Source organism: Bacteroides sp. D20 (assembly GCF_003436255.1).
Taxonomy (GTDB): Bacteria; Bacteroidota; Bacteroidia; order Bacteroidales; family Bacteroidaceae; genus Bacteroides; species Bacteroides uniformis.
In genome coordinates this window covers 158,865-181,260 of record NZ_QSOO01000003.1, presented here as the reverse complement: position 1 = coordinate 181,260, position 22,396 = coordinate 158,865, and the positions used below count along the sequence as shown (strand labels likewise).

Below are 22,396 nucleotides of genomic sequence, written 5' to 3'. Positions count from 1 at the left end.
TTGTTTTTTTTTACATCCGCCTCTTTTTTAGTAGTTTTGGCAGTAATATCATTTATAACATATCACCATGGAAAGAGAGAAAAATACACTCCAGCAAAAGGCCTGCCATTGGATGGCTGCCGTTATTATATCCTTATTTGTCCTGCCCCCTGTCCACGCCCAACGCCAAACCCAAACCATCAACGACAGCTGGAAGTTCCTCAAAGGAGAATGCACCGCAGCAGCCGACAGTGCCTTTGACGACAGCAAATGGACATCCATCCATCTGCCCCATACCTGGAATACCGATGCTTATACCGAAAAGGATTACTACCGCGGCACGGGCTGGTATCGCCGGCAACTGACCTTGCCGCAGGGCTGGAAGGAGAAACAGATTATCCTGAGACTGGATGCTGCCGGCAAATCAGCCACTATCTATATCAATGGCAAAAACGTAGGTGAGCATGCCGGAGGATATACCGCCTGTTCATTCAACATCACGCCGTTCCTCTCTTTCGACACACCCAACACGCTGGCCGTATGCGTGGATAATGCCCGCCAGGATATTGCTCCCATCTCCGGAGACTTCACTTTCTTTGGCGGCATCTACCGGGATGTTTGGCTTACGGCGGTTCCCAACCAGCACTTCAACCTAACGAACCACGGCTCGGACGGTCTGTTCATCAGCACCCCGCAGGTTTCCGAGGAGCAGGCAACCCTCTCCATACGCGGTGAAGTAAAGAACGATGCACCGGAAAAAGCGACGTTGGAACTGACGCACACCATCTACCGCCCGGATGGTACCCTGCTACAAACACTCAAGAAGAATATACAGCTAAAAGCCGGAGAAACCTACGCTTTCAGCAACGAGACAACCCCGGTGTTGAAACCTGAATTGTGGACTCCTGAAACGCCCCGCCTCTACCGCGTAGAAACAACCCTGCGCAACCGTAAGACCAAAACCTTGCTGGACCAAAGCAATCATTACACCGCTTTCCGCTGGTTCCGGTTCGACGGAGATGAGGGTTTCTTCCTCAACGGAAAGCCCTATAAACTGCGCGGCATCTGTCGCCATCAAGACCAGAAACCCATAGGTCCCGCGCTGACAGACGAGATGCACCGGAGAGATTTCCTGCTGATGAAAGAGATGGGGGCCAATTTTATCCGTATCTCCCACTATCCGCAAGACGATGCCCTGCTGGAGATGTGCGACAAGCTGGGTATGCTGGCATGGGAAGAGATTCCCATTATAGACATTGTGCCCGATACGCCGGGTTATGGAGATAACTGTGAACGAAACTTGCGGGAAATGATTCGCCAGCACTACAACCACCCTTCTATCATCACCTGGGGATATATGAACGAAATATTGCTCGTAACCCAACGGAAGTACAAAACCGAAGCGGAACTGAAGCCGGTACTGGAACGCACACTGGCACTGGCCAACAGGCTGGAACAGGTACTGAAAGAAGAAGATAGCACCCGCATAAGCACCATGGCATTCCACGGCAGCAACAGCTACAACGAAACCGGATTAAGCAAAATCACCGATATTGTAGGCTGGAACTTATACCAGGGATGGTATGGGGGTGACCTCACGGGCTTTGAGAAGTTCCTGGCACAACAACACCAAAACCATCCCACTCACCCGATGATTGTAAGCGAATATGGTGCAGGTTCGGACAAGCGATTACATTCGCTGCATCCGCGTGCTTTTGACTTCAGCATCGAATACCAGCAGAAGTACCTCGAACACTATTTGCCGGTATTGGAAGATACACCTTATATCTGCGGCGGCACGCACTGGAACTTTATCGACTTCTCTTCTGCCCTGCGAGACGAATCCATGCCACGCATCAACAATAAAGGGTTGGTTTATGCCGACCGTACCCCGAAAGATGTATATCACTACTATCAGGCAGCTTGGCGCAAGGACATTCCGGTGCTGCATATTGCCAGCCGCGACTGGACAGACCGTGCCGGCGTGCAGCAAGGCAATGCTCCCGTATATCTGCCGGTCAAGATATACACCAACCTTTCTGAAGTAGAGCTGTTTATCGACGGTATTTCATTGGGAAAGCAGAAAACAGAGAACTACACGGGCACCTTCGAAGTTCCATTTTCTAACAGAAATCCTTTCCTATTCGCACAAGGAAACTATCAAGGAAAGACAGTGCAAGACGGGCTGAGAATAAACTTCACTCCCATACCGGCATGCCTGGATGCAAACAACCTGAAAGGGTTGGAACTGGCCGTTAATGTAGGAAGCCAATGCTTCTTCACCTCGGACGAAAGCCAACTGACCTGGCTACCCGACCAGCCTTATGCCGCAGGCAGTTGGGGATACATCGGCGGTAAGGAGGGAACTGCACAAACCGAAATCCAAAACACGGCAGACGACCCCTTGTTCCAAACCCTCCGGAATGAGATAGAAGGTTATCGCTTCGATGCTCCCCAAGGTGTATATGAAATAGAGCTTCTCTTTACCGATATCTTCCGCCGGAATGCGGGCATTGCCTACCAACTGGACCGGAACGGGCAACAAGAGAACCGGGAAAACACATTCGGCATTTCCATAAACGGGGAAGTGGTGGAAGAGAGCCTCTCTCCCTGCAAAGAAAGCGGGTACTTCCGTGCTTTGCGAAAGAAGTACTACATTACGAATGACAAAGAATACATCGATATACGCTTCCATTCAACAAGCGGTACTTGCTTCCTGAACGGTATTAAACTCAGAAACATTTATTAATCAATAAAATAGAAAACCATGAAACTAAAAGTAGTACAATGGGTGCTTGCTTTATTGCTTCTGGCGCCTTGCACACAAGCACAATCCATCTGGGATGCCACGCACCTTGCCAACGTAAAACAGTCCATCCATGAACCTTTCTACGCAACCGCCTACCAAGCATTGCAAGCGGAGGCCGATAAACTATTGGATGTACAGCCTCTTTCCGTTATGATGAAAGAGAAGGTGCCTGCCAGTGGCAACAAGCACGACTACATGAGCCAGGCCCGCTATTATTGGCCGGACCCCACAAAGCCCGACGGACTGCCTTACGTGAGCCGCGACGGCGAATCGAACCCCGAATTGAACAAGCTCGACCGCAACCGCCTGGGAGCAACCGCCAGCCGCGTCACCACGCTGGCATTGGCCTGGTACTTCAGCGGAGAAGAGAAGTATGCCCAAAAGGCAACGGAGCTTATCCGCGTATGGTTCTTCGACAAGGATACACGCATGAATCCCAACCTGGAGTATGCGCAGATGATACCCGGACACAACGGCGGCAAAGGCCGTTGCTACGGCGTGCTGGATAGTTACTCCTTTGTAGAGATGCTGGATGCCGTGAAGTTGTTGGAGCAATCGAAGTCTTTTACGGCCAAAGATTCCAAGCAGCTGCAAGCATGGTTCGGCAAGTTGCTGAACTGGATATTGACCAGCCCGCAGGGACAAGAAGAATCCCGCCAGGCCAACAACCACAGTACGGCCTACGATGCGCAGGTGATAGCCATTGCCCTCTACACCGGCAACCTTAAAGTAGCCCGGGAAGTTATCAACGCCGTTCCTGCCAAGCGCATCTTCACCCAGATAGAACCGGACGGACGGCAGCCGCATGAATTGCGCCGCACGCTTGCCTTCGGTTATTCCCAATACAATCTGACCCATCTACTCGACATCTTCTGCATGGCAGAGAAAATAGGAATCAGGATTGATAACGCCACCTCTCCCGACGGACGCAACTTCTACCGGGCAATGGATTTCCTGGCGCAATATGCAGGAAAGGGTACAGAGGAATGGCCTTACCAACAGATTAGCGAATGGGACTACAAACAACAGGAATTCTGTAAAGACCTATACCGTGCCGGCTTGCTCAACCCTGCACGCAAAGACTATCTGAGACTATCCAAAGCCCACAGAGTCATTCAGTGGAAAGACCGCTTCAACTTGCTCTATGTGCAACCCTCCGAAGTGGATAACGCCTATGCCTTTGCCTGCAAACAACTGGAATTTGCCATGCAGTGCGCCGACAAAGCAAAGAAAGAGGAGAAGAATGCTGCCCGGCGTCGCGTCATGCCGCGCAGCATCCATAAAGACGGTTCGCTGGCTATGATACATCCCCACGATTGGTGCTCGGGTTTCTTCCCCGGCTCGTTGTGGCAGGTATATGCCTATACGCATGATGATTACTGGCGCCGGGCTGCCATCTCGTGGACCTGGCCTATTGAAGAAGCCAAGTGGCACAAGGGCACGCACGACCTCGGCTTTATGATGTACGACAGCTTTGGAAAGGCGTATGAACTGACGGGTGAACGCTCTTACAAGGATGTGGTGCTGCAAAGTGCCAAGACTTTGATTACCCGCTACAGCCCGAAGGTGAAAAGCATCCGCTCATGGGACCACAATCGCGACCGATGGAAATATCCGGTCATCATCGACAATATGATGAACCTAGAAATGCTGTTCCGCGCCACGCAGTTGACGGGCGATTCCATTTACTGGAATGTCGCCGTGAACCATGCCAACACTACACTGAAGAATCATTTCCGTCCGGACTACTCCTCTTATCACGTAGTGGACTACCATCCGGAAACAGGTGAAGTCCGCCTGAAGTGTACACACCAGGGAAACTCGGACGACTCCTTCTGGAGCCGCGGACAAGCCTGGGGGATGTACGGCTTTGCCATGTGTTACCGCTTCACCAAAGACCCCGCCTATCTGAAACAATCGGAAGGCATTGCCGACTTCTTCCTCAACCTGCCCAACATGCCGGCAGACGGCGTGCCCTACTGGGATATGAAGATGGATGTCATTAAGGACTGCACCCCCGATAACATCAACCCCGACGTACCACGCGATGCTTCTGCCGCCGCACTCATCGCTTCGGGTTTATATGAACTCTGCACCTACGTAGCTCCGGAGAAGGGTAAACAGTATCGCGCCGTTGCCGACAAGATTGTCGATAGCCTCAACAAGCATTACCGGGCAGAACCGGGCACTCACTACGGCTTCCTGCTGCTGCATTCCACGGGACATCATCCGGGAGGAAGCGAAATAGATGTGCCGCTGAACTATGCCGATTACTTCTATCTGGAAGCGTTGGCAAGGAAAGAGGCGCTGGACATGAAATAAAGTTTATTCGCAAGCTGCGGATATGTATCCGGGGCTTGCGAACGCTTATCCGCGCACTGCGAATGTTTATCCGCAAGCTGCGAACAGAGAATTGTCTTAAGAGAAAAGAACTTTTCTCCCTATACCTCAGAACTTTGTCCTTAATACCTAACAACTTTTATATATATACCCCGCAGGACGTATATATGTATCATTTTTATAACATACCATGAAAGCACCCCGAATCCTACTTAGTCTATTGTTCAGCAGCCTGTTGTTGCAGGCACACGCACTGATTCCTACCGACCGCAAGCAACGTCTTACGGAGCATTGGGAGTTTATCCGCCAGGATATGGGAAGCATTTGGGAAGTGATGCGCCCTATCACCGGAGCAGGAAAGCCCGAAACCGTTCCCCTCTGGCAGAAAGTCACCCTGCCCCACTGCTTCAATGCGGAAGACGCCGTTGACCCTGATGTGAACTATTATCAAGGCCCCGGCTGGTATCGCACCATGCTCAACATAGAGAATCCCTATACCAACGGACGTACCTGCCTGGAGTTTGAAGGCGCGGGACAGAAGACAGAGGTATATGTCTATACCACCCGAATCGCTTCGCACGTGGGTGGTTACGACGAGTGGAAGGCAGACATCACCGAAGCCGTGGAAGCATTCCATCGCACGCCGCTCTGCCGGGAGCGTTTCGGCGGAAAGATTCCTATTGCCATTCGCTGCGACAACAGCCGCGACACGGAGCTTATTCCTTCCGATATGTCCGACTTCAACCTCTACGGCGGACTCTACCGATATGTCAACCTCGTCTATACGCCTGCCGTCCATTTTGAGCAGATACGGATAGAAGCAACAACCGATGAGAAAGGGAAGCAAGGCAGTATCTCGATAGACATTGCTTTCGGCGGACTATCCGGCAAGGAGAAGAAGGCAAAAGAGTTCTCTCTCCGCGTCTTCTCACCCGAAGGCAAGGAGGTTAATTCCATATCATCCGAGCTTACGGAAATATCCTCGTACCAGATCTCCCTGAAACGCCCGCAGCTGTGGAGCCCCCACTCTCCCGCTCTCTACACCTGCGTGGCAGAACTTATCGACAACGGAGATACCCTGCGCACCACCCAGCACTTCGGCTTCCGCCATTTCCGCTTCGAAGAGAAAGGGCCTTTCTACCTGAACGGCGAACGGCTGCTGCTGCGCGGCACCCACCGCCATGAAGACCATGCCGGAGTAGGCGCTGCCTTGACCGAAGAGATGATGCGCACCGAAATGCAACAAATAAAAGAGATGGGTGCCAACTTTATCCGCCTGGGGCACTATCAGCAGTCCGGCATCATTCTGCGGCTCTGCGACGAGCTGGGACTTCTCGTCTGGGAAGAAATACCCTGGTGCCGCGGCGGTCTGGGCGGAGAGAGCTACAAGAACCAGGCGCGCCGGATGCTCACCAATATGATTGAGCAACATCGCAACCATCCTTCCGTCATCCTGTGGGGGCTGGGCAATGAGAACGACTGGCCGGGCGATTTCCAAACGTTCGAAAAAGACAGCATACGCGCCTTTATGGGCGAGCTGCACGACCTTGCCCATCGCCTCGACCCGACGCGCTCCACAGCCATTCGCCGCTGCGAGTTCTGCAAAGACATTGTGGACGTTTACTCCCCCACCATCTGGGCGGGCTGGTATGGCCGCCGCTTCCGCAACTACCGCGAGATGGAGACGGCCGGAATAAACGCCACCACCCGTTTCCTCCATGCCGAATGGGGAGGCGACAGCCATGCCGGGCGCCATATGGAAGTGAACAAGGAGACGGGCGGAAAAGGAATAGATAACTTCGACATCGAAGCCGCAGACCGCAACGGCGACTGGAGCGAAAGTTATATCATCCGCCTCTTCGACTGGCACCTGAAAGAACAAGAGACCATGCCCCGGCTTACGGGAAGCCTCTTCTGGACTTTCAAGGACTTTTCCACTCCGCTGCGCCCGGACAATCCCATCCCTTACGTCAATCAGAAGGGGGTGGTGCAACGCGACGGCACCCCGAAAGAGAGCTATTACGTCTTTCAATCCTATTGGAGCAGCAAACCGATGCTGCACATCTATGGACACTCCTGGCCGGTGCGCTGGGGTAAGCCGGGCGAGCCCAAGGAAATTCTGGTCTATTCCAACTGCCCCGAAGTGGAGCTGTTTGTCAACGGTGTGTCGCAAGGACGGAAGAAGCGCAACAGCCAGGACTTTCCGGCAGCAGGGCTGCGCTGGAATGTGCCATTACGAGAAGGAAACAACAAGATTACCGCCACGGGCTATGACGGCAAGCTGCGCCTCGACGATGAAATTCAGCAGGAGTATCAAACCCGAACCTGGGGCAAACCGTCAAGAATACTTCTGACGCAGACCGCCCAGGATGCGGAAACCATACTTGTGCAGGCTGAACTGATAGACGAAAACGGCATACGCTGCCTGGATGCCTGCCAGTTCATAGAATTCGGCTGCACGGACAGTGAAGCGTTGCTCCGCAACCAAGGCACCGCGCAAGGCTCACTCCGCATACAAGCTGCTAACGGGCGGGCAAGTATCCGCGTAAACAAGCAGCACGCACCCGTCGTGGTGAGTGCATCTGATAGCAAACGAATCTTAAAAACCGCACTAATTTCCGTTTCCGGCCAGTAAGATAAGTATTTTAGCACTCTATTTAAGCACTGAAAATGATTTAATCCCTAACTTTGCGAAAAAGATTCATTTTATAAACTAATACATAACATTATGAAGAACTTATTCAACATCAAAGACAAAGTAGTAGTAATAACCGGCGGAACAGGAGTATTAGGAAAGGCTATCGCTCTTCATCTGGCGGAAGAAGGAGCGAAAGTAGTAATCTTAGGTCGCAAAGCAGAGGTAGGAAACGCCATCGTCAACGAAATAAAGACAAATGGCGGAGAGGCCTTGTTCCTTACTACAGACGTGATGAACCGGGAGATACTGGAACAGAACCTGGCAGATATACTGAAAGCCTATGGCCGCATAGATGCCCTGCTGAATGCAGCCGGCGGAAATATGCCGGGTGCCACCATCGCGCCCACGGGCACTTTCTTCGATTTGAAGATAGAAGAGTTCCAACGGGTGCTTGAATTAAACCTGACGGGTACCGTACTGCCTACACAAGTCTTCCTCAAACCGATGGTGGAACAGAAGACAGGCGCTATTGTCAACTTCTCCAGCATGGCTGCTTTCCGCCCCATGACGCGTGTAGCCGGATATGCTGCCGCAAAAGCCGGTATCTCCAATTTCACAGCCTTCATGGCTACGGAAGTTGCCAAGAAGTTTGGTGAAGGTATTCGTGTAAATGCCATCGCACCCGGATTTTTCCTCACAGAGCAGAACCGTGCCCTGCTGACGAACCCGGATGGAAGCTACACGGAACGTGGGCAAGATGTGATTCGCCAAACTCCCTTCGGACGTATGGGCCGTGCAGAAGAGCTTTGCGGAACCATCCAATACCTCATCAGCGATGCTTCCAGCTTTGTCACCGGTACGGTGGCTGTAGTGGACGGAGGGTTCAACGCATTCGCCATGTAAATAGTAAATTGCAAATCATCAAACAATAAATAACATGATTCTTTGTGAACAAACCTGGCGCTGGTACGGTCCCAACGACCCGGTAAGCCTTTGGGACATCAAACAAGCCGGGGCTACCGGCATTGTAAACGCCTTGCATCATATTCCAAACGGGGAAATATGGACAGTAGAGGAAATCAAGAAACGGAAAGAAATGATTGAAGCCGTCGGTCTGCGCTGGTCTGTAGTAGAAAGTGTACCCGTACACGAACATATCAAGACCCAAACCGGAGACTTCCGGAAGTATATCGACAACTATAAAGAGAGCTTGCGTAACCTGGGCAAATGCGGCATTCACATTGTCACCTACAACTTTATGCCCGTACTGGACTGGACACGTACCGACCTCGCCTACGAACTACCCGACGGCAGTCGTGCCCTCCGCTTTGAACGTGCCTCTTTCATCGCCTTCGACCTCTTCCTGCTACGTCGTCCCGGTGCAGAAGGCGAATACACCGATGAAGAAAAGGCCAAAGCCCGTGCCCGCTTCGAACAGATGACAGAGGCAGACAAACAACTGCTTGTACGCAACATGATTGCCGGACTTCCCGGCTCAGAAGAAAGCTTCACCCTGGAACAGTTCCAACAGGAACTGGACCGCTACAAGGGCATCACTCCGGAACGCCTGCGTGCCAACCTGATCTATTTCCTGCAAGAAATCACTCCGGTAGCCGACGAAGCAGGTGTCATGCTCGTTATCCATCCGGACGACCCACCGTGCTCCATCCTCGGCCTGCCACGCATCATGAGCTGTGCTGCCGATTTCCAGGCACTGATTGACGCTGTTCCCAACAAGAGCAACGGTCTTTGCCTCTGCACCGGTTCGCTCGGTGTAAGCAGCGCCAACGATTGTGCAGCCATCATGCAGCAATTTGCCGACCGCATCAACTTTGTCCATCTGCGCAGTACACAACGCGACGCCGAAGGCAATTTCTACGAAGCCAACCACCTGGAAGGAGACGTGGACATGTATCACGTGATGAAAGCCTTCCTTGAACTGCAACAACGCCGTGGTGTCTCTATCCCGATGCGACCCGACCACGGACACCAGATGGTAGACGACTTGAAGAAGAAAACCAATCCCGGCTATTCCTGTATCGGCCGTCTGCGCGGACTGGCAGAGCTTCGTGGACTGGAAATGGGTATAGCCAAATCGCTGTACGAATAAGGCACAAGATATAGCAAGCATAAGGAAAGAACAGGAAGCCCTCCGTCCGAAACTTCAAAGTTTCGGACGGAGGGCTTCCCTTTATAAGTTTTCTGCCATCAGCCGCCTCTTCTTAAGGCACTGTCTGCCGACATTTATTTACCTTCTTTTGCAGCAAGCACTTTCCATACAACGGCACTCAGCGCAGCACCCACAAACGGAGCTACAATGAACAGCCACAACTGAGAGAGAGCCTCGCCACCCTGGAACAGTGCCGGACCGATGCTACGGGCAGGATTGACAGAAGTTCCCGTAACAGGAATACAAACAATGTGCACTAATACCAACGTAAGACCAATGGCCAATCCTGCAAGATTACCCGCCCCCTTCTCGGAATCAGTAGAACCTAACACAACCAGCACAAAGATAAACGTGAACACAGCCTCTGCAATGAATGCCTGCAACATCATTCCGTCAGCAAACCCATTGGAACCGGTAGCCGTAGGACCACCATGAGCGCCCGTAGACACCAATGCATAAAGAATGGCAGAACCGATAACCGCCCCGATAACCTGAAACACCATATACATGGCTGCATCTTTCCCGCTCATCCTGCCGGACAACAGAACGCCCAGGGTAATGGCAGGATTAATATGACAGCCCGAGATTCCTCCGATAGCGTATGCCATCGCCACAACGGACAAGCCGAAAGCAAAAGCCACTCCCAGCGTTCCGACACCTGCACTAACCGCCCCCGCCGCACTTCCGGCAAAGACAGCACTACCACATCCCATCAGGACAAGAACCATTGTCCCGATCATTTCTGTAAAAATAAATATAAAAGATGAAAATCTGCCCAAACACGGCGGTAAAAACTCACCCATTACTACAAAACATCACTGCTTTAACTCTAACATCCAGCATATCTGCATCTTCCTTAGCCAACCCGAAGAAACTCAGAAATATAAGAAAACATATTGGCTTGTAAAGAGTACAAAGAAAGGGTGCAACCTCACGGCCACACCCTCCATCTACACTATCTTTGATAATAACCTAAAAGGAAACTTTATTTTCCTACATCATTTCAATTCAAAAGGAACCGTTCCCTTCACATCGGCTGCCGAAGCTGCTATGACAGCCTCGAACTTGCCCGGCTCGGCCACCCAAGCGTGCTGGGTGTCATCGAAGAAGCTAAGAGCCTCCTTATCAATGGTAAATGTGACTTCCTTTGTTTCGCCCGGAGCCAGTTTCACCTTTTGGAAACCTTTCAGTTCCTTGACGGGACGAGGCAGAGAGGACTTCTTGTCACTGATGTACAGTTGGACAACTTCCTGCCCTTCGCGCGCTCCGGTATTCTTTACAGAAACCTTCACGGTCAGCGTACCGTCGGCCTGCATGGTCTTGCTGTCGGCCGTCGGCTTGCCATATTCGAAAGTGGTATAGCTCAAACCGTGGCCGAAGGGGAACAACGGTTTCACCTTCTTCTGCTTATCGGCCCAACGGTAGCCCACGAAGATGCTTTCATTATACTTGATGTCGATGATGTCCTTGCTCCGTTTGCCGGTATATTCGCCCAAGCTGTGGGCCGGGCAGTCCTCCAGCTTCACGGGGAAGGTGAACGGAAGCTTGCCGCTGGGATTGACATCACCCATGAGGATGGCGGCAAGGGAACTGCCGGCTTCGGAACCCAGATACCAGTCCTGCACGATGGCAGGCACCTCGTTCACCCACGGCATGGCAATGGCGTTGCCGGAGATGTTGACGACAATCAGATTCTTGTTCGCCTCGGCCAGTGCGGAGATAACGGCATCCTGACCGTAGGACAAGCCCAGACCCTTACGGTCGGAGTCCTCGCAGTCCTGGCCGTTGCTCTTGTTCAAGCCGCCGATGAAGATGACATAATCGGCATCCCGGGCCTCTTTCACGGCTTCAGCTATCAGCTCTTCGGGAGTACGGTCATCCTTCAGATTCTGTCCGGTCACCACCCCGTTGTATTCACCGCTTGCATCGCCCACGTAGCCACGGGCATAGACCACCTCGGCCTTGCCGGCCACACGCTGCTTGATGCCGTCCAACGGAGAGAGTTCGCGCTGTACCTTCAGGGAAGAACTACCACCGCCTACGGTCATCATCTTGATGGCATTCTCGCCCACTACAAGAATCTTTTTAGCCCGGTTCAGGTCTATCGGGAGCACATTGCCCTTGTTCTGCAACAGTACGATGCCCTCCTCACCGATGCGGCGGGCAGCCTCGTAATGTTCCGGAGAGAGCATGCTTCCCCACGGACGATCGGGGTTCATCACCGTACGGAAGATAAGGCGCAGAATGCGGCGTACCTTGTCGTCCAGTTCCGTGGTACCTACCTTACCTTCGCGGATGAGGTTCAGATAGGGATTTGCCAGATAATAGTTATCGTATGCGTTGCTGGCACCGTTCGAGAGCCCGTTGGTCCAACTGCCGAATTCCATATCCAGCCCGTTGGTGATGGCTTGCCGGGTATCGTGCGTGCCGCCCCAGTCGGAAATGACTACGCCGTCGAATCCCCATTCGCCCTTCAATATATCGTTCAATGTGTATTGGTTGTGACAAAGATGTTGGCCTTTGTATAGGTTGTAGGCACCCATGATGCTCCACGCTCCGCCTTCCTGCACGGCCATCTTGAAAGCAGGCAGATAGATTTCATAAAGAGCACGGTCGTCCACGATGACGTTGGTGGTGTGGCGGTTCACTTCGTGGTTGTTCAAGGCGAAGTGTTTCACGCAGGCAGCCACGCCGTTCTGCTGCACGCCCCGGATATAGGGCGACACCATCTTTCCGGCCAGATAAGGGTCCTCACCCATATACTCGAAGTTGCGTCCGTTGAGCGGTGTGCGGTAGATATTGACACCGGGGCCCAGCAGGACGGACTTGTTGCGGTAGCGCGCCTCTTCACCGATGCTCTGTCCGTAAAGGAGAGACATTTCGGGGTTCCAGGTTGCCGCCAGACAGGTCAGGGCAGGGAAAGCCACGCAGGAGTCGTTGGTGCATCCGGCTTGTTCCCACTCGTCCCACAACACATCGGGACGTATGCCGTGGGGGCCGTCGTCCGTCCATACATCGGGAATGCCCAGACGGGGCACACCCGCACTGCTGAACTTGCTTTGCGCATGAGTCAACTTCACTTTCTCTTCCAGGGTCAGACGGCTCAAGGCGTCTTCCACTCTTTCTTCAATAGGTTTGCTTGCGTCCAGATAGACGGGCTTCTGCTGGGCCGAAAGAGGCAGCGCGACAGCGGCCAGAACCAAACCGAATAATACTTTTTTCATTGTTGTATAATTAAGTTGTTATATAAGTAAGCAATCATAATCAGTCCGTACCATTGATAATCCCCAACATACAAGGGAATATGACTTAGCCCTACCTACATAGGAACTGAAGTCCTTACACCCGTATAGTGAGTACCCATAACATCCGGATGTTGTTGTCCAAAACATCCCCATGTTTTACCCCAAAACACCCGGATGTTTTATCCCAATACATCCCCATGTTTTACCCTAAAACATCCGGATGTTTTGGATACTCAGTCCTATGGTGTGTACAGCTCAGTCCCTACCTCTTTCATGCTAAGTCCCGGCATCTCATCCTCTGGGACTTGATACGTACTGTTTGCAGCGAGGCAGCACCCGCTACTTCATTCCCAATGACCGGATATAACCCTCCTGAACCACACAATTCTTCAGTTTGCATGCCTCGATAAAGTCCATCATCGCCTTGCGGGACATGGCCTGCGCGGGACGTGCCTCACGGATTTCCTTGTACGTGGCACGCGGTGCTTCGGAGAAATACACGATGTTTGCCCAGTTCTCCGGCGGAGTGATGCCGACGAAAGAAGAACCGTCCATCTTCTTGTAGGGCCAGAAGGTATAGCCGATGTTGTTCTCGCGCATCGTCTGGCAGAAAGCGGCCTGCCATTCGTCCGTATTGTGGCCTATCTCACCCATGTACATGGGCAGGTTCACACTGTCGCGGAAGTTGATAATCGTCTGGATGGCAGCTTGGGTAGGTTCGCCTCCGTAACGGTGGCAAGTGTACATTATCTTGTCGTCGAACTTGGAGTCCTTGAAAGGCTTGAAATTACCGTTCCATTGCGCACCGCCCAGCAGGATGATGTGGTTGCTGTCCACCTCGCGGATGGCGGCTACACCTTTCTTATATACATCTTCCAGCTTGCCGTTGAGTTCCTCCATGTTCTCGAAGTAAGGGGCAATGGGCTCGTTGAAGAGTTCGTAACCGAGGATGACTGGTTCGTTCTTGTAGCGGTCGGCTATCCGACGCCAGATGTCACAGTAGAGTTGCTGGCTGACTTCGCTGTCGAACAGCCAGGGATAGCCGTAGCTGTCGTCGATATTGTCGCCCGTCTGTCCGCCGGGAGCGTCGTGCATGTCGAGGATGAGGTACAAGTCCGATTCGCGGCACCACTCTACCAGGCTGTCCACGCGGGCAAAGCCGTCTTGGTCGGCAGTCAGCCCCATATAGTCCTCGTCTGTAAACAGTTTGTAATGGAAAGGCAGGCGGATGGTGTTGGCACCCTGCTCCTTGATGAAGCGGATGTCCTCGCGCGTTACATAATTGTCCTTGAATGCTTTCCAGAAGTCGGCCGTAAAGTCCGGTCCCACCAACTGGCAGAACATCTCATTGATGAAACGGCCGGAATTGGTCTTGTTGAACTTGAACATGTATCCTTCCGGATTCAGCCAGTTGCCCAGGTTGGTACCCATGATGAAGAGTTTGGTACCGTCGGGCTTTATCAAGTCCTGACCCTGAATGGTTACGAATGCATCCGAAGTTACTTCTTTTGTCGCTTGTTTCTCACCGCATCCCGCAAGGCCCAAAGACAGCAAGGCGATGGAAATGCTTGTCGCTAATAAATGTTTCATGGCAATAATTTTGGTTATAGTATCAGTTGCGATATTCGCTTTTGCTTCCCCAAAGTTAGGAAAGATAAGAACACCTCGTACCGGCGAATCGGGAATAGGTGGAAGGAGTGAAGAAGCATGAACAAACAAACAACTAATAATCAGAAATATAAGCAAAAGAAGAGAAAGGCAGAAAGTGGATTCAAAAAGCCGGTTTGACGTATTGTCAGCGTATCTGCATCAGCCGTATTTCAAAGTCCTCGCGCGAAATGCGGGCCTTGTTCTTCACTTTGGCACGGTAATTATAGATGGTGTTTACGGAATAACGGAGGAATTCTGCAATCTGCGAACTGTCGTCGATGCCCAGACGAATCAAGGCGAAAATGCGGAGTTCCGTATTCAGCAACTCGCCTTTACGGAGCACGATGCGTTCTTCGGGCTGTAGCAAGTCATTGAATTTATCGACAAAATCGGGGAAAAGGTGCAAGAAGGCAGTATCAAAGTTATCATAGAGTTCCTTCAGTCCGGTGTCCAGCACCTCGCGGGAACGCACCATCTTCAGCAGCTCTTCCATCTGCCCGGCAGAGATTTTCTTGTTGACCATCCGCCGGTAGGTATCCAGCCGGTTGATATAAACGGAGCAGAGGTTCATGAAACGGCCCACATACTCCTCCTTGATGTTGTTTGAGAGTTGCAGTTGCTCGTTGGCATGCTCCAGCTTGTTCCGTGCGGCAGAGAGCCGCTGCATCTGCCGGTAGATAAAGCCCACTGCCACCACCAGCAGCACAATCAAAGCGCTGATGAGCCAGAGGTACAGCCGGAGCCGGTCATTCTGCTTCTCACGCATGGCCTGATAAGTGAGGTCTATCAGTGAAAGGATGCCGGCAGTCTGGAGGCTGCGGCTACGGGCGTTGTATCGGTTGGTTTCGTCCCACGAGAAACGGATGTAACGGTAGGCATGCTCCATATCCCCTTCCTCATAAAGAAGTTCCGCCAGGTTCCAGAGTGAGGCATGGTCTGTGATGCTCAGGCGAATATCGGTCAGTGCAGACAAAGCCAGATAGCGCTTCTCCTCCTCCCGGTTCCCGAGCCGGCGGTAGAGCAATGAGCGCTGATAGGTCACCAGCGCATATTCGGGAGTATTGGGCTTGGCATGTGCCAGACGCGTATCATTGATGCTCAAGGCTTCGTCCGGATGGCCTGCAGCGGCCTCCCGCGTCTCTCTTCGTTCCAGATAGAGGGGGGATGAAGGCAGAAGTACCTGCATCAAAGAATCGTCATAATGGGTAGCCAAAGCCTGATAATGCTTCTTGAAAGAATCGTCCAGCGTATAGAAACTCAGTTCTGTGTAAAGTTTATGACAGGCATTGTAATAATCCGGCATCAGATGGGTGGGAAGGGAGGCTTTGTCCGTCTGCCTCAAGAGTTCGGCGGCTTCCTCGTACATGCCTGCCGAAGCCATCAGGTGGGCAAGCTCCAGCCTTGTTTCGAGTGCTGCATTCCGTTGGCCATAGCGTTCTGCCCAATCCAGATTGACACGAAGATAATGGATGGCAGAGTCGCAGATATATGCCTTGTACTCCTTATAAATTTCCCCATTCCATCGAAAAAAAGAGAGATTGGCGGTGTCGGCATCCAGCAATTGGCGCTTCAGCCGGGCAATGCGCCCTTCACGCACGGCGACATAGTGCCGATGCGCCTCGATAGCCTCATCCAAAGAAGCCGTCAGTGCAGTGAAAGACGACGTGCCGGCAGCCAAAGCCACACTTTGCCATACCACGACGGCAAGAAAACAAAAAATGAACAATCTCCTTTCCATGACCATAAAGTTCATGCAAATATAGCAAGAAATCCTGCAAAGCAGTAGTATCGGAAAGAATAGTTTCCTATATTTGCGTTCAAAACCCCCAAACAAATTATCTATCATGAAAAGCTTAACACTCCAACGGATTGCCGCGGTAGACGTATTCCGCGCACTCACCATGTTCCTCATGCTCTTTGTCAACGACATTCCCGGACTGAAAAACGTGCCCCACTGGCTGATGCATGCCAGGATGGACGAAGACATGATGGGATTCTCCGACACCATCTTCCCTGCTTTCCTTTTCTGCATGGGCATGTCCGTATCCTTTGCCATACAAAACCGGTACAAAAAGGGAGACAACACCCTGCAAGTCGTGGCCCATATCTTCTGGCGGACAGTGGCACTGATTGCCATGGGACTGTTTTCACTGAACAGCGGAGGCATCGAAGGCGGCCTCTCGCACCCATGGTTCTCCATCCTGATGGTCATCGGTTTCTTCCTCACCTGGGGGGTATATCCCAAAGCGGTAGGAACGAAAAAGGTCCTTTTCACCGCAATGAAAACAGCAGGCGTGCTTCTGCTTGCCTTCCTCGTCATCTACAAGGACATGAACGGGAAACCGTTCCAGATAAGCTGGTGGGGCATCCTCGGACTTATCGGCTGGACGTATGCGGTATGTGCAGGCATCTATCTATTCACTCGGGAGAACCTGCGGAAGAATGCCATTGCCTGGTTCGTGGTCGTATTGCTTGCCGTAGTCAGCCATTCCGACTTGATACCGGGAGAGTACGGCAGCCGGATTGTCCTGCTTCCCTTTATCCCGAGCGACTGGACGCTGCATGCCCTTGGTATGTCCGGCGTACTGACCTCCCTGCTCATGCAGCGCTATGCCGACCGGGAACGGCCGGGACGGTTCATCGGCATGCTCTGTGCCCTCGGCATAGGAATGCTTGTCCTTGCCCTCGTCTCACACCCGTTCTGGATTATATCCAAAATACAAGCCACACCGACATGGCTGTTCTACTGCCTCGCCATGTTCTTCCCCTTGTTCGGCTTCTTCTACTGGCTGACGGACGTGAAAGGCAAGACCAACTGGTTCGATATTATCAAACCCGCAGGCACGGCAACGCTGACCTGCTATATTATCCCTTACATCTGGTATGCTGTCCAGCAACTGCTGCATCTGCACTATCCCGAAGCATTGGGAAGCGGTGTACCGGGGCTGCTCAAGTCCCTCGTCTTCTCGCTTGTCATTGTGGGGCTGACCGGCCTGCTGGTGAAAGGCAAGATTAAACTGAAAGTATAATGTTGAAAGTCCAAACACCCAACGGTGACCGCAAGGTGCTGCTGCATTCGTGCTGCGCACCTTGCTCCTCTGCCATCATCGAGTGCATGCTGGAGAACGGCATACGCCCCACCGTATTCTACTGCAATCCCAACATCTATCCGCAGGCGGAATATGAGATAAGGAAAAACGAGGCTATCCGTTTCGTAACCTCCAAAAACATCGATTTCATCGATGCAGACTACGATTATGCACACTGGCTGCACACCATGCAAGGCCTGGAGCACGAACCGGAACGCGGCAGCCGTTGCCTGAAGTGCTTCACCCTGCGCCTGACAGAGACAGCCCGCTACGCCTCCGAACACGGTTTCTCCGTATTCACCACTACCCTCGCCTCTTCGCGCTGGAAAAGCCTGGAACAAATCAATGAAGCCGGACGCCGTGCCGCCGCGCTCTACCCGGGCACCCTCTTCTGGGAACAGAACTGGCGGAAAGGCGGACTTCAGGACCGGCGCAACCAACTGCTGAAAGAGTATGACTTCTACAACCAGCAGTATTGCGGCTGTGAATTCAGCATGCAACGGTTGGAAAAGAACGAAACGATATAAAATCGGCTGGATTATGTACGATATCGTACTAAAACTAGGTACGTTTCCCGTAACTTTGTTTCATGTTAACAATAAGAACTAAAGAAAACATGAAGAAACTGACTTTTACATTATTCATCGCCCTAGCAGTGGCATGCCTCTTTTCAGTTCCCTGCAATGCCAAGGGAAAAGCAAAACACGTAGTTTTCATCGGTCTTGACGGCTGGGGTAGCTACAGTGTTCCCAAAGCAGACATCCCCCACATCAAGCAACTGATGGCAGACGGTTCTTATACATTAGAAAAACGGACTGTACTTCCCTCCTCCAGCGCCGTCAACTGGGCAAGCATGTTTATGGGGGCAGGTCCTGAATTGCACGGATATACGCAATGGGGCTCCAAGACTCCCGAGCTTCCGTCACGCGTACTGAACCAGCACGGCATATTTCCTACCATCTTCCAGCTGCTACGTGATGCCCGGCCGGAAGCGGAAATAGGCTGCCTGTATGAATGGGACGGTATCAAATACCTTGTAGACACTCTTGCCTTAAGCCACTATGCGCAAGCGCCCGACTACAACAAACATCCCGAAGCCTTATGCGGTATGGCAGAAAAGTATATCAAGGAGAAACAACCGACCCTTCTTGCCATTTGCTTTGACAACCCCGACCATGTAGGCCATCAAGCCGGACACAATACTCCTGAATATTACGCCAAACTGAAAGAACTCGACGGTTATGTGAGCCGCATCATCCAGGCCGTTACAGAGGCAGGCATGCTGAAAGAAACCATCTTCATCGTTACTGCCGACCACGGAGGCATTGAAAAAGGACATGGCGGCAAGACCATGCAGGAAATGCAGACTCCCTTCATCATCTCCGGAAAGAACATTAAGAAAGAAGGCGAATTCCACGAAAGCATGATGCAGTATGACGTTGCCTCCACCATTGCCCACATCTTCGGGCTGAAACAGCCACAAGTATGGATAGGACGTCCTATGTTGCAGGTTTTCAAATAAAAAAAGCGGTCAGCGATAAATGAGCGTCGAAAGATAGTCCTCGGCAAACATCTCGTTCGCCACCTCTAACAGAGCTTCCGAAGTGAGCTGTTCAATGCGATGGAACACGGCTTCGGAAGTTTCGCATTTATTATAATGCAGGAAAGTCTTTCCCATACCCAGCGCATTGTTCTCATTATTATCCGAAGCTACACCGATTTGCCCGATAAGCTGCTTCTTGGCGGCCGCAAGCTGCGAGGAAGTCATCCGGACATCACGCAAGCGTTTCAATTCCTTATATACCAGACGGGTGCAGTAGTCCAAATCTGCAGGGTCGCAACCGAAGTAGATGCAGAAAGTTCCCGTATCGGTATAGGAAGTCAAGTTGGATTCTACGTTATAGACCAGCCCACGACGTTCACGGAGAGAGACGTTCAAGCGGCTATTCATGCCCGGGCCACCCAAGACATTGTTCAGCAGGTAAAGTGCGGTGCGCTTGTCATCGTATGCATTATATCCCCGGCTGCCAATCATGACATGTGCCTGGTGAGTATCCTTATGCACTACAAGATGCTCGGGTACATAGAGGGGCGGCAGAGTACGACCATAATGCACCGGTGTTGCCGGTATATCCGCCAGAAGTTTTTTTGCCATAAGCACAACTTTCTTGAAACTCAGATTACCCAGAACAAAGAAAACCATATTGTTGGGATGGTAGAAGCGGGCAGTGAATGCGGCAGCATCCTCACTGCGAAACTGCTTTAACTGCTCGGGATTGCCAAGAATGTTGCGTCCCAGGGGATGCCCCCTGAATATCAAGTCCTCAAAATCATCGAAGATTAGCTCGGAAGGGTTGTCTTCGTAGGATTGTATCTCGTCGATAATCACCTCTGTCTCCTTCTCTATCTCGCGTTGCGGAAAGGTGGAGTGGAATACAATATCCACCAGAAGTTCGAAGGCACGGCCGAAATGCTCGGTCAGGAAAGCAGAGTAAATCACCGTCTCTTCCTTGTTGGTGTAAGCGTTGAGGTCACCGCCCACATTCTCCATGCGGTTCAGAATGTGCCATGCCTTGCGCTTGGCGGTACCTTTAAATATAAGGTGCTCCACAAAATGCGCCATACCCTGCTCGTTTTCAAGCTCGTCGCGCGTACCCGCATCTACGGCAAAACCACAATAAGCCACTTTGGAGGCTGAGGGTTCGTGAATGATGCGCATGCCATTGGGCAGGGTATATTGATTGAAAGTTGGCAGTAAATTTTCTTTTAAGTTCTTCATTCTGACGTTTCAAACTATTTGAGGCGACAAAAATACAATAAAACTTATTGCCGTTTATAGAAAATTGCAGATATTTGCAATTGCTATAATTTTAAGCACATTAATCAAATTAGCACATTAAGTATGATTGCATCCATTCAAGAGCTTTTGCAGAAAGAGGCACAAGCCGTACTGAACATTCCAGTGACGGACGCTTATGAAAGAGCTGTAGAACTCATCGTAGAACAAGTGCACCGCAAAAAAGGGAAACTGGTAACTTCGGGCATGGGCAAGGCAGGACAGATAGCCATGAACATCGCTACCACCTTCTGCTCTACCGGTATTCCGTCCGTTTTCCTGCACCCCAGCGAAGCACAGCATGGTGACCTCGGCATCCTCCAGGAGAACGACTTGTTGCTACTTATCTCCAATTCGGGCAAAACTCGCGAAATCGTGGAGCTGACACAGCTGGCACATAACCTGAACCCAGAACTGAAGTTTATCGTCATCACCGGAAACCCCGACAGCCCCCTGGCACACGAATCCGATGTATGCCTTAGCACCGGAAAGCCGCAAGAAGTATGCGCACTGGGCATGACGCCCACGACTTCGACCACTGCCATGACCGTCATCGGCGACATCCTGGTGGTACAGACCATGAAAGAAACCGGATTCACCATTGAAGACTACTCCAAGCGCCATCACGGCGGTTACCTCGGAGAAAAATCAAGATCGCTATGCGTAAAGTAATAGGTATCGGAGAAACCATACTGGACATCATATTCCGTGGCGAACAGCCCACAGCAGCCATTCCAGGCGGTTCAGTATTCAACGGCATCGTTTCGCTGGGGCGTACGGGCATCCCCATCTGCTTTATCAGCGAGACGGGCAATGACCACGTGGGCAATATTATCCTCAACTTCATGCGCGAGAACAATATCCCCACAGACCATGTCAATGTCTTCCCTGACGGGAAATCACCCGTATCACTCGCGTTCCTTAACGACCGGAGCGATGCGGAATACATCTTCTATAAAGATTATCCCAAACAACGGTTAGATATAGAGTATCCGCAAATTCAAGAGGACGACATCGTTATAATAGGGTCTTATTATGCCTTGAACCCCGTATTGCGCGACAAGGTATTGGAACTGCTGGAACGCGCACACGACATGCATGCCATCATCTACTACGATCCCAATTTCCGTTCGTCCCATAAAGAGGAGGCCATCAAGCTGGCTCCCACCATCATCGAGAATCTGGAATACGCCAACATTGTACGCGGCTCGCAAGAGGATTTCTTCTATATGTGGGGCCTGCAGGAGGCCGACAAGATATACAAAGACAAGGTGAAATTCTACTGCCGCAACTTCCTCTGCACGGCAGGCGCGGAGCAGGTGTCATTGCGCACCGGCACGATTTCCAAGGAATATTCCATCCCCCCACTGGAGGCGGTCAGCACCATCGGTGCAGGAGACAACTTCAACGCAGGCATCATCTTCGGGCTGCTGAAACATAATGTACGCTACGAGGACCTCGATACCATGGACGAGGCTACTTGGGACCAAGTTATCCAATACGGCATTGAGTTTGCCGCCGAGGTATGCAAGAGTTTCAACAACTCCGTTTCAAAGGAATTTGCAGAAGCACGAAAATACCAGCCATAGACACCCTTACAAAAGGGTGTTCACCACAGATTACATGGCCTGAAAATCCAT

General features: G+C 51.7%; 15 protein-coding genes. 10 read left to right on the top strand and 5 right to left on the bottom strand.

Annotation, left to right across the window (positions count from 1 at the left end; genetic code table 11):
* Window positions 1-67 precede the first annotated feature (67 nt).
* The 5 genes from DXD78_RS04220 to uxuA all read left to right on the top strand — a co-directional run bounded on the left by DXD78_RS04220 (window position 68) and on the right by uxuA (window position 9,876).
* Window positions 68-2,728 carry a glycoside hydrolase family 2 TIM barrel-domain containing protein gene (locus DXD78_RS04220; RefSeq protein ID WP_034529179.1) on the top strand — a complete coding sequence of 887 codons (2,661 nt, stop codon included), beginning with the start codon at window positions 68-70 and terminating at the stop codon, window positions 2,726-2,728.
* Window positions 2,729-2,746: 18 nt separating this feature from the next.
* Window positions 2,747-5,110, top strand: a complete 2,364-nt coding sequence (locus DXD78_RS04215; RefSeq protein ID WP_005833875.1) for an alginate lyase family protein — start codon at window positions 2,747-2,749, stop codon at window positions 5,108-5,110.
* Window positions 5,111-5,318: 208 nt separating this feature from the next.
* Window positions 5,319-7,763 (top strand): glycoside hydrolase family 2 protein, encoded by a 2,445-nt coding sequence (locus DXD78_RS04210; RefSeq protein ID WP_009037431.1) that lies wholly within the window; start codon window positions 5,319-5,321, stop codon window positions 7,761-7,763.
* Between the two features lie 93 nt (window positions 7,764-7,856).
* Entirely contained in the window at window positions 7,857-8,669 is an 813-nt protein-coding gene (locus DXD78_RS04205) for an SDR family oxidoreductase (protein ID WP_005833879.1), read from the top strand.
* A gap of 34 nt (window positions 8,670-8,703) precedes the next feature.
* A complete protein-coding gene (gene uxuA, locus DXD78_RS04200) occupies window positions 8,704-9,876 on the top strand; it encodes a mannonate dehydratase (RefSeq protein ID WP_009037432.1) in 1,173 nt (390 codons plus the stop codon).
* 134 nt (window positions 9,877-10,010) lie between these two features.
* On the opposite strand, the gene DXD78_RS04195 is transcribed toward uxuA, so the two are convergent.
* The 4 genes from DXD78_RS04195 to DXD78_RS04180 form a co-directional block, all read right to left on the bottom strand.
* Entirely contained in the window at window positions 10,011-10,676 is a 666-nt protein-coding gene (locus tag DXD78_RS04195; RefSeq protein WP_085931073.1) for an MIP family channel protein, read from the bottom strand.
* Window positions 10,677-10,934: 258 nt separating this feature from the next.
* Window positions 10,935-13,160 (bottom strand): glycoside hydrolase family 3 C-terminal domain-containing protein, encoded by a 2,226-nt coding sequence (locus DXD78_RS04190; RefSeq protein WP_009037433.1) that lies wholly within the window; start codon window positions 13,158-13,160, stop codon window positions 10,935-10,937.
* Window positions 13,161-13,520: 360 nt separating this feature from the next.
* A complete protein-coding gene (locus DXD78_RS04185; protein WP_009037434.1) occupies window positions 13,521-14,771 on the bottom strand; it encodes a glycoside hydrolase family 5 protein in 1,251 nt (416 codons plus the stop codon).
* Window positions 14,772-14,976: 205 nt separating this feature from the next.
* A complete protein-coding gene (locus DXD78_RS04180) occupies window positions 14,977-16,569 on the bottom strand; it encodes a DUF6377 domain-containing protein (RefSeq protein WP_034523271.1) in 1,593 nt (530 codons plus the stop codon).
* 106 nt (window positions 16,570-16,675) lie between these two features.
* On the opposite strand from DXD78_RS04180, the gene DXD78_RS04175 reads away from it, so the two are divergent.
* The 3 genes from DXD78_RS04175 (at window position 16,676) to DXD78_RS04165 (ending at window position 19,442) form a co-directional block, all read left to right on the top strand.
* Window positions 16,676-17,860 carry a DUF5009 domain-containing protein gene (locus DXD78_RS04175; protein WP_009037436.1) on the top strand — a complete coding sequence of 395 codons (1,185 nt, stop codon included), beginning with the start codon at window positions 16,676-16,678 and terminating at the stop codon, window positions 17,858-17,860.
* Window positions 17,860-18,447 carry an epoxyqueuosine reductase QueH gene (locus DXD78_RS04170; RefSeq protein ID WP_009037437.1) on the top strand — a complete coding sequence of 196 codons (588 nt, stop codon included), beginning with the start codon at window positions 17,860-17,862 and terminating at the stop codon, window positions 18,445-18,447. Before DXD78_RS04175 ends, DXD78_RS04170 begins: the two co-directional genes overlap by 1 nt.
* Window positions 18,448-18,536: 89 nt before the next feature.
* Complete coding sequence (locus tag DXD78_RS04165) at window positions 18,537-19,442, top strand: alkaline phosphatase (protein ID WP_008662118.1); 906 nt, start codon at window positions 18,537-18,539, stop codon at window positions 19,440-19,442.
* Window positions 19,443-19,451: 9 nt separating this feature from the next.
* Here the strand turns inward: DXD78_RS04165 and DXD78_RS04160 are convergent, their stop codons facing one another.
* Window positions 19,452-20,699 (bottom strand): pitrilysin family protein, encoded by a 1,248-nt coding sequence (locus tag DXD78_RS04160; protein ID WP_009037438.1) that lies wholly within the window; start codon window positions 20,697-20,699, stop codon window positions 19,452-19,454.
* Window positions 20,700-20,822: 123 nt separating this feature from the next.
* On the opposite strand from DXD78_RS04160, the gene DXD78_RS04155 reads away from it, so the two are divergent.
* Together DXD78_RS04155 and DXD78_RS04150 are read left to right on the top strand one after the other, a co-directional pair.
* Window positions 20,823-21,428 (top strand): SIS domain-containing protein, encoded by a 606-nt coding sequence (locus DXD78_RS04155; protein ID WP_009037439.1) that lies wholly within the window; start codon window positions 20,823-20,825, stop codon window positions 21,426-21,428.
* Window positions 21,416-22,345 carry a carbohydrate kinase gene (locus DXD78_RS04150; RefSeq protein WP_009037440.1) on the top strand — a complete coding sequence of 310 codons (930 nt, stop codon included), beginning with the start codon at window positions 21,416-21,418 and terminating at the stop codon, window positions 22,343-22,345. The genes DXD78_RS04155 and DXD78_RS04150 overlap by 13 nt, the downstream gene beginning before the upstream one ends.
* Window positions 22,346-22,396 lie beyond the last annotated feature (51 nt).